The sequence below is a fragment of the Micromonospora echinospora genome, assembly GCF_014203425.1.
Lineage (GTDB): Bacteria > Actinomycetota > Actinomycetes > Mycobacteriales > Micromonosporaceae > Micromonospora > Micromonospora echinospora_A.
Window position 1 is genome coordinate 5,912,068 of sequence record NZ_JACHJC010000001.1, and the last position, 11,849, is coordinate 5,923,916.

General features: G+C 63.5%; 11 protein-coding genes and 1 other RNA gene. 2 read left to right on the top strand and 10 right to left on the bottom strand.

The window, feature by feature from the left end:
- The 3 genes from FHU28_RS26405 to FHU28_RS26415 form a co-directional block, all read right to left on the bottom strand.
- Positions 1–255 carry a hypothetical protein gene (locus FHU28_RS26405; RefSeq protein ID WP_184687101.1) on the bottom strand — a complete coding sequence of 85 codons (255 nt, stop codon included), beginning with the start codon at positions 253–255 and terminating at the stop codon, positions 1–3.
- Positions 252–1,790, bottom strand: a complete 1,539-nt coding sequence (locus FHU28_RS26410) for an FtsK/SpoIIIE domain-containing protein (RefSeq protein WP_221454544.1) — start codon at positions 1,788–1,790, stop codon at positions 252–254. Before FHU28_RS26410 ends, FHU28_RS26405 begins: the two co-directional genes overlap by 4 nt.
- Positions 1,791–2,144: 354 nt before the next feature.
- A complete protein-coding gene (locus tag FHU28_RS26415) occupies positions 2,145–2,540 on the bottom strand; it encodes a transcriptional regulator (protein WP_184687103.1) in 396 nt (131 codons plus the stop codon).
- A gap of 194 nt (positions 2,541–2,734) precedes the next feature.
- Between FHU28_RS26415 and FHU28_RS26420 the strand changes: the two genes are divergently transcribed.
- On the top strand, positions 2,735–3,193 hold the full coding sequence (locus FHU28_RS26420) for a hypothetical protein (protein WP_184687105.1): 459 nt from the start codon (positions 2,735–2,737) through the stop codon (positions 3,191–3,193).
- Between the two features lie 3 nt (positions 3,194–3,196).
- Here the strand turns inward: FHU28_RS26420 and FHU28_RS26425 are convergent, their stop codons facing one another.
- The 5 genes from FHU28_RS26425 to FHU28_RS26445 all read right to left on the bottom strand — a co-directional run bounded on the left by FHU28_RS26425 (position 3,197) and on the right by FHU28_RS26445 (position 8,463).
- Positions 3,197–5,794: an SEL1-like repeat protein gene (locus tag FHU28_RS26425; RefSeq protein WP_184687107.1), complete on the bottom strand. Its 2,598-nt coding sequence runs from the start codon at positions 5,792–5,794 to the stop codon at positions 3,197–3,199.
- 268 nt (positions 5,795–6,062) lie between these two features.
- Positions 6,063–6,842 (bottom strand): glycosyltransferase family 2 protein, encoded by a 780-nt coding sequence (locus FHU28_RS26430; RefSeq protein WP_311773658.1) that lies wholly within the window; start codon positions 6,840–6,842, stop codon positions 6,063–6,065.
- On the bottom strand, positions 6,830–7,651 hold the full coding sequence (locus FHU28_RS26435) for a GntR family transcriptional regulator (protein WP_184687110.1): 822 nt from the start codon (positions 7,649–7,651) through the stop codon (positions 6,830–6,832). Before FHU28_RS26435 ends, FHU28_RS26430 begins: the two co-directional genes overlap by 13 nt.
- A gap of 133 nt (positions 7,652–7,784) precedes the next feature.
- On the bottom strand, positions 7,785–8,129 hold the full coding sequence (locus FHU28_RS26440) for a hypothetical protein (protein WP_260413107.1): 345 nt from the start codon (positions 8,127–8,129) through the stop codon (positions 7,785–7,787).
- Positions 8,122–8,463, bottom strand: coding sequence for a hypothetical protein (locus FHU28_RS26445; RefSeq protein ID WP_260413109.1), 342 nt, complete (start codon positions 8,461–8,463; stop codon positions 8,122–8,124). The genes FHU28_RS26440 and FHU28_RS26445 overlap by 8 nt, the downstream gene beginning before the upstream one ends.
- A gap of 482 nt (positions 8,464–8,945) precedes the next feature.
- Here FHU28_RS26445 and FHU28_RS33290 point away from each other — a divergent pair, with 482 nt between their 5' ends.
- Positions 8,946–9,425: a GntR family transcriptional regulator gene (locus FHU28_RS33290; RefSeq protein WP_376700832.1), complete on the top strand. Its 480-nt coding sequence runs from the start codon at positions 8,946–8,948 to the stop codon at positions 9,423–9,425.
- 157 nt (positions 9,426–9,582) lie between these two features.
- Here the strand turns inward: FHU28_RS33290 and FHU28_RS26455 are convergent, their stop codons facing one another.
- Together FHU28_RS26455 and rnpB are read right to left on the bottom strand one after the other, a co-directional pair.
- Positions 9,583–10,767: a hypothetical protein gene (locus tag FHU28_RS26455; protein WP_184687115.1), complete on the bottom strand. Its 1,185-nt coding sequence runs from the start codon at positions 10,765–10,767 to the stop codon at positions 9,583–9,585.
- A gap of 644 nt (positions 10,768–11,411) precedes the next feature.
- An RNA gene (gene rnpB, locus FHU28_RS26460) (RNase P RNA component class A) lies at positions 11,412–11,820 on the bottom strand.
- Positions 11,821–11,849: the final 29 nt, after the last annotated feature.

The window sequence follows — 11,849 nt, forward strand, 5'->3', positions numbered from 1 at the left end:
TTACCTCCTGGCCGGTCGGATGTCGGTGCGGATGTAGTCGGGAGGGGCGCCGAGCGTGGCAACCGCTTCGGAGAGGCAGCGCCACAGCGCCCACGCCTCGTCGGGGGTCAGGGACATCCGTCGCCGGCCCGCACCGACCGCCAGATACACCGGGTACGGGTCGGGCCGTTCCGGGTCGACGCGAACGGACACGGCGGTGACCGGTTCGGGGGTTCGCAGCCGGTAGAACCGGCGACCAATCGGGGAGGTGGTCACCGCGGCTCACCCCCGCCGTCGGAGTCCAGGAGGTTGCGCAGCGCGTCGGGCAGCAGCGGCCCGGACGGCTTACGCGGCAACGGAAGGCGTACCGGTTCGGTGGCGGTTTCCCGGCCGACCTGGGCGAGGATGTCCGACGCGTCAGCCGGCGCCGGGAACTGCTGCGCCATGTCGCGGATGTCGTCGTCGCTGACGTACGAGAACCGGACCCGCATCGGGTCAGGGGTGCCGTCGAGGATCACGTACCCGACGCCCTTCGCCCACCGGGGCATCTGATCCGCCAACGCGCCCCGGTTGCGGGCACCGTCACCGAGGACCATGTCGACCTGTGACGCCTCGGTCAGGCCGAGCGCGATGCGGGTCGGGAACAGGTCCCGGAACGGCAGCACCTCCTTACGGGGGTCCTGCAACGCCGCCACCACGAGGACGCCGACGCCGGCACCCTGCGACAGCAGCAGCCCCAGCGAGCCGGTGATGCGCTTGCGCAGCTCGACATCCTGCAAATAGGCGGTCAGCGCCGCCATCTCGTCGACGACGACCACGACCAGGGGGTCAACCTCGGTCGGCGTGTGCACCCGCACCGTTCCCGCCAGGCGGGTCTGACGCTCCCGCAGCACCGTCACGGCCTCGTCGAGCAGGTCCGCCATCGCCTCGAACGACTTGCAGGCGAACCGGGCGAACATCGGCCGGCCGAGCGCGAACTCCATCCCGCCCTTCGGGTCGACCACCCACAGCCGCACCAGCCCGGAAGCGACACCGCCGCCGAGGACCCGGACCAGCGACCACAGCACCGAGCCCTTCCCCGACCGTGTGGCGCCGCCCACCAGGACGTGAGTCGCCAGCAGATGCAGCGACCAGGGACGCAGGTCCTCCCGCCGGGCCAACGGCAACGCGGTGAAGTCCGGCACCGCCGGCACCGGGAACGGCGGCACCACCGTGCGCAACGCATCGGTACGCACCAACGCCACGTAGACCACCGTCGGCCGGTCCCGATACCGCACCCGATCCACCAGCCGCAGCACCCAGCCCCATCGGCCGGCACGCGTCGGCGGGTCCCCCGGACGTTCCGCGTAGACCCGGGCATGCCGCCGGCCAAACGCGTACGCCAGATTCGCGCTCACCCGCTGGAAATGCTCCGGCGTCTGCCCCCGGACCATCCGCACCGTCAGCACATCCAGGGCCTGATCCGAGCGGACCCGCAACAGCTCAGGGAGCACGCGCCGCCGGTCGAACGTCTCGGCGAGCCCGCACAGCGTCATGGCCTCACGCCACACCCGTCGGTAGACGAACACCCGCCGAAACGCCCCCAGCAGCGGACCCGCCAGCCACGCCCACCAGGACGACTCATCCCGCCAGCGCCACACCGCCGACACCGCCGACACCACCACCAGCGGCACCACCAGGCCCAGCCAGTCGAACTCGACGTACAGCCACAGCGCCAGGACCACCGAGCCGGTAGCCACCGGATGCCGCAGGCACCACCACAACACCCGTCCGGACCAGCGCAGCACCAGGCCGAGCACGACCATCCACATCGGCAGCTCGAACCGCCTCGGACGGAACACCAGCAGGTCACCCGCCGAGGTGGTCACCACCTCACCGCGAGGCCGCCCGATCACTTGACGCCCCGCAGCGACACGAACCGGCCCGACGCATCCCGGACCGGAGGAAACGGAAGCACGAGCTGCCCCACGCAGCCCTCACACCGACCATCGGCACCCGTCGCCGGATCGAACCGCGACTGACACACACCACACCGAGGCCAGCCACGGCCAGCCGGACGCATACCCTTGGACACGTCACTACCTCTCTCGACAGAGCAGGGGAAGAGACAGAGGGCGGGGCTGCCGTCCGCCAAGACCTGACAGCCCCGCCCCCACCAGATGCGACTACGCCGCCGCCTTCTTGGCCACGCCCGCCGGGGCACGCAGCCCGGTCGCGCGCAGCGAGTACGCCATCCGGTTGTTGTTGCTCACGTACGGCGTGACCGTCATCCCGTCGAACTCCACCGCCTCGAACGGCGCACCCGTCGGCGGCACCGGCTGGTAGTCGGCGGAAATCTTCACCGTCGTCTCACGCGACCGCTTCCCCAGCTCGGGATCCAGGTCCATCACCCGGACCTGCCACACCCGCTGGCCGGTCAGCTTGTCCTTGGCCGGGGTCCGCCGGCCGGTCTTCTCGTCGTAGTCCTCGACCTCACCCATTGACTCGGGCACCAACGCGCACCCCGCCGGGAACACGTCTTCGAACCGCACGGCGAACCGGGTTCCGCCTCGCAGAGCCATCGCTCAACCTCCACGTTGTTGGCATGTCTGCCAAGTTGAGACTCCAAGGTAGACGGCACTTGGCAGACAAGTCAACGAGTTTGGTGCGCCGCTTGATGAACCCCGTACCGCAGGAGCTCTCGCCCCTGGTCCAGCCCGGTCCGACCTGACGATCCGCGCGGTATCAATCCTCGATCTCGGGTACGTGGGTCCCTATGCCAGGTGATGAGAGATCAGTGGATGAGGAACGCTCGCGGCCTGCGGGAGTCGACGACACGACCGTTGTGGCGCTGGGCGAGTTGAGCAAGGCGCTGGAGACGATCCACCGGGTGCGCGGCCACCTCTACTCCGCGCACCAGCTCGTCGGCGGCGCGGATCTCACCCTCGACCGGGTGGTGAAGCTGTTCCGCGAGGCCGGGCACGACGAGACGGCCGACCGAGTCGAGCACGAGCTGTTGGGGCGTAACCTACTGCCCGGCCGATGGACTTTCCAGATCATGGAGGAGTTCGATGACGGTTACTACGCCGCGTTTCAGGAGATTGAGCGGGATGCTCGGGAGATGCTTGCCGACGGCCGGCGCCACATCTATGAATCAGAGATGAAACAGCGCCGAAGAACTCACGGGAGAGTCGGCCACGAGGCAACGCCAAGAGATGCAACCGAGATGAGCTGAATACTAGGAGCAAGGCAGCTCTGCCAGCATGCGTTCCACACGCGCTTCCGCTTCAGTGAATCCCTTAGATTTGCACCAACCCGCAAGCTCATCGAGGCCTTCTCTATCCATTGCATGCACGAGCATAAACCCGAATCCGTATACCCAGTCCAGGTCTCCTGTCGATGCTGAGCGCCGCACACATACTCTGGACGATTCCAGTCTGCCCACATGCCGCAGCGCCTCGCAGGCAATGAGAAGCAATCCGCGTGATTCTTCTAAATCGGCCTCGGTCACCCATGCTTCCAACAGCTCTGCGCCTGTCGAATCTTGCACAAGCGAGCTAATCAGCATGGCGGCCAGCGAAGATTCTTTACTAGATATATGGCCGGCGACAGCCGCCAGACCTACAAACTCTCGAAGGACGACGCTCGCCCTCAGGCGTTTCACAAGAACAAAGGATAGGATAACAGCAAGTGTTACATTAAGTTCGCTTACGGAATCACGGAACCAGCCAACAGGAATCTCATCATTTCCGCTGGCTAGGTAAATTTTAGCGAGCGTCAGCGTTCCCAGTGGGCAGCCCTGATCATGCGACCGCTGAAGCCAATCCAACCCTTCTTCTAGTCGCTCTACACGCAACAGGCTAATACCAAGGTTGGCCATCGCTCGGGAATCACCAGCACGGGCTCCTGCCTCATAGCTCTGCAGGGCTTCTTGAGTACGGCCAGCGCGCTCCAAGATCCGTCCAAGATTGTTATGGGCTTTAATTTCGCCCAATTTCGCAGCGTCCGTATACCATCGAATCGCTTCGTCGAAGTCACCCCTATCGCCAGCAATGTTGCCGAGGCCTAGCATTCCGCCCGGATAGCTTTGGTGCGCCGCAAGGGTAAACCAACTCGTCGCCTCGTCAATATCTCCGCGCTTCTTGGCAATGACGCCCAGATTCGACATCGCCAAGGCGCTTCCAGCGTTAGCGGCAGACCTATAGAGTGTCTCGCTTCGCTCCAAATCGCCCTTTTTGTGCAAGATGTAGGCGAGGTTCACCTCCGAGTCAACATCCCCGAGCGAAGCGGCCCGTGCGTAGAATTCAACCGCCTCGGCTTCCTTTCCTAAATCCGTGTACAGAATGCCCAAATTGAACATAGCTCGCTGGCTTCCGTTGTCCGCAGCCCTTCTGTACCATGCCTCTGCTTCAGAGTTATTCGCCCTTTGCTGGAAGTGCAACCCGAGCTCAGTGGCACTGTCCGTCTGACCCGACTCCCATGACTTCTTGTGCCAGTGCAGGAAGTCATCCCGGTTGCCTTCCTGTTCAGCTAGCTTCGCTAGGTTGTACATCGCCGCAGACTCGCCACCTTCAGCCGCCTTCAGCCATGCCCGACGACAAGCAGACGTCATTCCCTCTTGGTAAGCGGCCCAACCTATTGACACACAAGAGTTGGCAGCGCTTTCGTCAATTAAATAGTCCCGAACGCTGGCTAAGCGGGCTCCATGTCCGCCAACGGCCTTCTGCGCAAAGTCAACCAAAATATCAGAGACGAAAACTCCATCGAGCCGACCGACTTGCGAAGCCGCAGGCTGCAATGCACGCACATCGCCGGATACGGGATGCAGCGCCCAGGACAAGGCTTCTTTAAACCAGTCCCTGGAGGCAGAAAGCCTTTGATTATCGTCCATGTAGAAGCGCTCCACGACTTTTGCTAGTAGATCTGGAGCCACCGGCGGCGGGTAACCCACAGACCTAAAGTCGATAGCGGCGGCCAATACAGCATGACCGAGATCGTCGTCGGGTGATGTCAGCTTGAGCAGGAGGGCAGGAGCCGCTGCCAAGATTCGAGTTATTTGTCCGTCATTACCAGCCAAATCAACAGCCTGAGCGATTCTCGGATCCAGTGCTGCCTTTACTTTGGCTCTCGCCAGCTCGCGTTCGCTGAATTGAGATGAGAGAAAGAAGGTTCGAGCAACCTTGGTTAGATCATTTGCCAGAAACTGTCCTTCAAGGTCGACGCTGGCTACCTCCACCTCCGGCTCGTTAAGTGCCGCATCAGTCGATGATGCCACGTCGACAGGTCGAACAGAGCGACGATTAGGCCTAGACGCCATCTCCGCATAGAACTTCGGCCACATTGTGGCAATAAATATGAGCCGACTTCGTCCACGGCTAATAATCGAACCCCGAATCAATCGACTAAGATTAGGCGACGAAGGGAGGAACCGCTCCGCATCGTCGATCCAAATCAATGCTTCCGTAGGCAACATCCCCTCCGCCACTAAGTATTCAAGTTCAGTCGGGGATGTTGGCACAACCAAGGGCCAATCGGGAAGGGATCTCAACGCGGCCTCATATGCGACGCGGGATTTCCCCGAAGCAGCGGGACCGACAAGGATTAACATACCCCCTGTTTCACTCAACGAGTGAAGCGCGTCGTCGATCTCTACATCAACGTCTCTTTCGATATAGAGCGGCAGACCTTCATCCAGGATGCCGGCCTCTGACGTAAGAGGTATTGCGGGATGCACCTCAAGCAGAGCCAGAAGCCGAGCGTCTCTGACGCGCGGGAATTTACCTTTGTGTCCGGCTAATTGGTTGAGAGAGGAGTTGGCCCGCCGGGAACGCTCCAACCGGCCGGCTGCTTCTTTGGTGATCGCCGATGACTGAGCAGCGACACGAGGAGCGACGAGTGAGAGGATCCCTCCGGAGCACGCCCCAAGTAGGGGGATGACCCATGCTGGAGAGCCCTGAGGCACCAAAGCCGGCAAAGTGGGCGCGAGGGCTGTCAGGGCGGCACCAAGGAACAGGCCCGCACTTGACCCGACGAAGATTCGCTGCGGTCGCACCTCTCTAGCATCGTCAATGACGGCCGAAAGGTCACGTCATGTCAGCCGCCAGCTATGGCCGCAGAGGGAGCATCTCGAGGCCTGCCGGGAGCATGCGAGCAAGGGCCTCAGCCCGTGCGCCGATGATCCGCATCCGCCCCACGTACTCAGTAGGCTCCCGGTGGGCGGCCTGGCTGGTGACCTGGCCGGGCCACTTGCGATAGAGCAGCCCGTACTCCCGCGTGAAGTAGCCGGCGCTGACGGCGTTCGCGGCGAGCAGCAGGCCCGTGTCCTCGGAGGCTGGAAGCGCCATCCAGCCGCCCAGGGCGAAGACGAGATCCCGCCGCAGGCACAGCGTGGCCGGGTGTACCGATGCCCGGTAGCCGTTGGCTTGCCAGAACGACAGGACCGTACCGCGGTCGACGACCCCGCCGGCCGGGTCCTTGTCCCAGCCGGCGGTTGACCCGTCGGGCAGCAGATCGAGTACCCGCGAGGTGGTCCAACCGATCTGCGGGTGAGCGTCGAAGGCGGCGATGTCCCGGGCGAGCGCGCCGGGTGTCAACTGGTCGTCGGCGTCCAACACTTTGATCAGGTCGCCTGAAACCCGGGAAAGGGCGAGTGTACGGGCGACGCCAGGCCCACCGGGGCGGCCGGTGCCGAGGCTGATCCGGGGGTCATCAGGCAGCGCGTCGGCCAGGGCGCCGGTTTGCCCGTCCTCCTGAACGAGCCATTGCCAGTCCCACCCGGTGGGCATTACCTGCTTGGCCAAGGACTCGTAGGCGCCAGCAAGGTGCTCGATGCTAGGCGCGTGGACCGGAGTGACGACCGAGACGAGCTGCGTCAAGTTTTCCACCGCTGGAGTTTGTGCGAGTAGACAAGCTCGGTGCGATCACCCGGCATTACGACGTCGGCAACCTCGACGACCCGGCCAGTGGTGTCGACAGAGGTCTTCCGAACGGTAAGGACGGAGACGCCCGGATCGATGTCCAGAAGCTCGGCCTCGTCCGGCGACGGCGGGCGGGCGCGGATCTCGTCGTCGATCCGGTCCAGCTCGATGCCAATCGTGTAGAGCTGGTGCTGTGTACCGCCCGGCCACGGCTCCTTGCCCTCGTCGAGAAGGTCCGGGTTCGCGGCCACCAGGTCGTACGGCAGGTACGAGTACGACACCGTCAGCGGCGCGTTCTCGTGCCGGGAGGAAGTCCAGTAGACCCGGCGCAGCAGCGTCGTGCCCGGGTCAACCTGCAAGGCCGCCGCCATCTCCGCATCAGCCTGCACGCGCGTGTACTCGGCGTGGAACTTGAGATCGTCAACGGTCAGGCCGGTGTCGTGCTCGGTCGCACCGGTCTTCAACCGCTCGTCCTCGTCGAGCAGGACACGGTCCTTTTCCCACTGGTAACGCTCGGCGTTGCGTCGGCGTACGCGTTGGCGGGGTGCCCGGACGTAGGTGCCGCGTCCCTGCTCGGCGCGGACCAGGCCCCACTCGCGGAGCTGTCGGATCGCGTTGCGCACGCTGGTGCGGGACAGGCCGGAGGAATCGGCAAGCTCGGTCTCACTCGGCATCAGGGTGCCGGGGGCCAGTTCGCCGCCCATGATCTTCGCCCGCAACTCCTCCGCGAGTTGCAGGTAGCGAGGGCGCCAGTCCCGGCCTTGCACACCGGTCACCGTACCCCCTAGACGTTCCAACGTCTGCCAGGTGGTCCCTCCGGCCGGGCGTTCGGGGACGGGAGCGACTGGCGCCGCAGGCCGCTTGGTCTGTCGCCCAGTAAGCGAGGAAGCCCGGCCGGGGCGCAGGCGGTCAGGAGTGCTCATCATGCTCTTCCAGATGCTGACCCTTGGTCATCATCACTAGCCGGGCATAGGTCAGTTCGTAGATGAGCCGGTCCAGACGGATCCGATCAAGCAGGACGGCTTGCGTCGCGCCGTTGCGGGTGGCGTCGAGCTTCACGACCAGGTCTCGCCGCGCGAACCGGTCAAGCAGCATCTGAACGTTGACCCAACCGGTTCGTTCATGGCCAACGGTGGCGAGGAAGCCTCGGTGCATCGGGTCGTTCGGTCCGCACCCTCGGCACCACGCCGGACATCCGAGAGCGCCCGTCACCGATCTCATGCCGTTCTCCTGCTCGCTCTTCCGCTCAGTCACTGTGGCTCCCGGGACCTCTACCGGCCTCGACCACCAGGCCGCTGAGGCGCTCGATCAGTTGGGCGGTCTGCGTCAGGGACAGTTCAGCCCAGCCGATGCCGGCCCGACACGTCGCATGCACCGCGATCAGGGGCGTCCGAGCGTCAACGCCGATGAGGTAGGCGACCACCATCCCGCCCGCGCGAGCCTCGCCGATCCGGTGCGTCGGACCGCGATGGTGGCGGGCCATCTCCGACATCAGCGGCGGGACCAGGTGACCGCAGCGATCAGGGGCACACCAGTCCGGATGGTTCACGACGTCGGCGCGCTTGTTCGTAGGCGTCACCGTGGCCACCGCCCGGCACCGTCCCGGTAGATCTGAACTCGCGTGATCGGCGGGCTGAGCCGCAACATCGACGACTGCTCCGTCTCTTCCACCGACCATCGCAATGCCGGTGGGAAAACCGCCGGCCGCGTGCGCGGTGGGACCTTCCCTCTGGCTGGACGCGCGGGGTGCCGCTTCCGGGGCCACCACGGGAAGAGCCGGCGGCGTCGATGAGGACGGCTGGACATCGCACCTCCACAGGTAGAAGAGAGCCGGTGGCCGACTACGGGGGAATGCAGCCGGCCACCGGCTCGAATGAAGGCACGGCGCACCGCCCGACGGGGAACGGGTCGGGTATCGCCGAGCCAACTTGTCCGCGCGGCTACCGCAACCGGTCCGACAGGACGCCGCGCGTCAGATGCGACCAGGGCTGGCGCGAGACCACCCCTGACACGAGCCGTCACCCTGGCCGCACACTACGAAGCGTATCTACAAGTGGACGAGTTGTCTAGATGTCGAATCAGCGCTTCTGGTTGGCACTTGGTAAGACAAGTGCCAGGTACGGTAAGCAGGTGCCCACCCCGCACTACAGACAGCCCCGCTACCGCGCCATCGCTGACGCATTGAGAGAGCGAATCGAAGGTGGCATCATCCCGCCAGGCGGCCTCCTGCCGGCTGAAAGTGTCCTCACTGCTGAGTTTCGGGCAAGCCGCGGCACCGTCCGTCAAGCCATAGCTGTCTTGCGGGATGAGGGCGTAGTTATCACTCAGCACGGCAGAGGCACATACGCTGACCCACGTCAACAAGGGTGGGATCCCACTGACGATACTGAGCCGGAGGCACGGCAGCGCCGGATCATTGCGGATAGGGAACTCGCTGAGCTATTCGCGGTTGAGGTCGGCACTACGTTGATTGAGCGAGAAAGCGTCACTCGATCAGATGGAGTTGTGCACCTGGTGGTCAGGGCGTACCGCTTACCTCGGACCGAATAGTCTTTTAAACATTCTATCCTTGCTTCCATTGCCGGCATCCGCGACTCGGGAGTCAACTCCCGGCATCCAGACTCACGGTGCCACGACAACTTCCACGACAGGGCGGCAAGTTACGCATATCCGCAAAGGGACGAGCCCTGATCGCCGCTCCCATCCACTACTTTGCAATCCCTACGAGTGAGTCAAGACTGAGCTTGCCAAAGGCAAACGCAGCCAGGGCTAGAACGATTACGATCGTCTTCCAAGAGTCCTGCACGAAGAGATTGACTTGGTTGACAAGTCTCCCAAATTCAATAAGTGACTGCTTGAAGCGGCCAGGATATGGTGCCGTTTGGAGCGCCCGAGGCTTACCCTCCTCATCGAACACATCCAAATGTCGCGTGAGGTAGTTCCGCCATGTGGGCGAATCTGAAATGCTCACCGCTTCAATCGATATTAGAATCGCTACCATCGAGAATGGAAGCGTGCTGTTTAGCGACGCGGGTGAGGCACAGTATCGTCGCATATGGTCGGCAGCTGCCTTGTAAAGTGCAGCAAGAGGGTGGTGCGACCCTAGGCCAGCACCTGAATCGACGCGGCGCGCTAGGCGCTCTAAGATCCGCGCAACGCGAATCATTTCAGACCTCCCCCAGCCGAATGGGTCAGACTTCCGCCGACTTATGGATATGCGATGCTCCTGCGATTTGGAGTTCGCTGACACTAGATAATTGACTTTGGCCAACAACGCAGCCTGGGACGGATAATTCAGAATAAGCTCCCTTGCCCAGGTCGCAACCACTGCGGCAATAGCCAAGCCGGCTAAGAAGATCCAAACAGCTTCGACATCCGGCGTATCGGAGGAAGATCCTCGCGCCGCAAGCATAAGATGACAGGGAAGCAGGGCAAACACGCAGAACGTTGTGGCAGTGTTAAGAGTAAACAAGCGAATCCAGAGGTGTCTAACCACTTGAGGGTTATTTCTATAGATAGGCTTGGGGAAGATGAGCGAGCTGCGACCGTTAAATTTTGTCACACCCGTCATGCTGTAGTGGAAAGTTAAACCCATAATCAGCAGGCTCAAACTGGCCAAAATGCCGATAATCCAAAGCTCGGCTACATGCCTGACGCCTGGCTCGACCATTGCACTTAGAACAGGCGCCACTACTTTTCGATCATATTCCCACACTGCCGCGATACCAAGCATTGCAGAGAGGAGGCTCAATTGCTTGCCATCCAGGATGCCACGGACGATGCGCGTCTGAACAAAATAGAGTATGCCCAAATGCGCCATCAGAAGAACCAGCGACAAAAGCCAGATAAGCAGTGGAGCTAAGAGCAAGAGAACAGCTCTGCCAACGGTCATCGGACTCTTCTATCACTGTTGTCGCCATCTTGACAATCAACAAGGCGACAGCGGATAGTCCGGATCTCCTGCTCCAAGCTCCGTGCCCCAAGCTCAGGCCCCAAGCGGTTGCCGATTTCCTCTGTTCTGGATCAAGGCACCGCGCTCCGCGCGGTGCGGGCGGCAAGCCCGGCCGGCGGCAAGCCGCCCCGGTCGCCTACGGCGCCGGGGCGGTGAGCCACCGACAGCCGCCGGGACACCGCCCACAGGTGAAGGAACCAGCCTCAGCGAGGCCGTGACGGAAGCCGGCGGGGCGATCTGGTCGGATGTCAGGGCTTCCGCCTGCCGCGCCAGTCCAACCCCGGGACTGGCTTGCCACCGGATCACCGGGTCGCGGCACCAGCTCCACCGCTAGGACGTGCCCGACCTCCACGACAGCCGGCGGCACCCGCAGCAGAGCCACGCACCGCCGGAAAGGCCCTCAAGACCAAGCCGCGGAGTAGACCGCATCCGAGGTCCGCTGAGCCGGCACTCAGGCCGTCGCCAGGCCGTCTCAGGCCGTGGCCAGGCCGTCAAACGCCACCCAACGATGACCAAGGTCAACCAACGGCACCAGACAAAGAACCAGCTCAGAGCCTTGATCAGGTCTCTGAGCTGGTGGGCGACGGACGAGTCGACCTGTACGCCGGATTCTGTGCCCGGCACGCCCGTAGGCGCACCGGCGGCGGCCATCCATCTCGGCCTGCCGTTGCCGGCAGGCTCCAGCGGCCTACCCGCAGACATCGGGCGGGCAGCCCTCAAGCGTCTGCGCGGGTCGTCATCTTGCGGTGACGGCCCTTTCTTGGCCTTGCTCCGGGTGGGGTTTACCGAGCCACCCCGGTCACCCGGGGTGCTGGTGGGCTCTTACCCCACCGTTTCACCCTTACCGTCCCGTTACGGGGCGGCGGTCTGTTTTCTGTGGCACTGTCCCGCGGGTCACCCCGGGTTGCCGTTAGCAACCACCCTGCCCTGTGGAGTCCGGACGTTCCTCGGCGACGGGCCGGAGCCCGTCGACGCGACCGCCCGGTCGACTCGTCCGTCGCGCCCTCATCCTAACGACGCTC

Excerpts from the sequence above, each read along its gene's own strand:
- FHU28_RS26410 (WP_221454544.1), bottom strand. The coding sequence starts at position 1,790 with ATGTGGATGGTCGTGCTCGGCCTGGTGCTGCGCTGGTCCGGACGGGTG.
- FHU28_RS26415 (WP_184687103.1), bottom strand. The coding sequence starts at position 2,540 with ATGGCTCTGCGAGGCGGAACCCGGTTCGCCGTGCGGTTCGAAGACGTG.
- FHU28_RS26420 (WP_184687105.1), top strand. The coding sequence starts at position 2,735 with ATGCCAGGTGATGAGAGATCAGTGGATGAGGAACGCTCGCGGCCTGCG.
- FHU28_RS33290 (WP_376700832.1), top strand. The coding sequence starts at position 8,946 with ATGTCGAATCAGCGCTTCTGGTTGGCACTTGGTAAGACAAGTGCCAGG.
- FHU28_RS26455 (WP_184687115.1), bottom strand. The coding sequence starts at position 10,767 with ATGACCGTTGGCAGAGCTGTTCTCTTGCTCTTAGCTCCACTGCTTATC.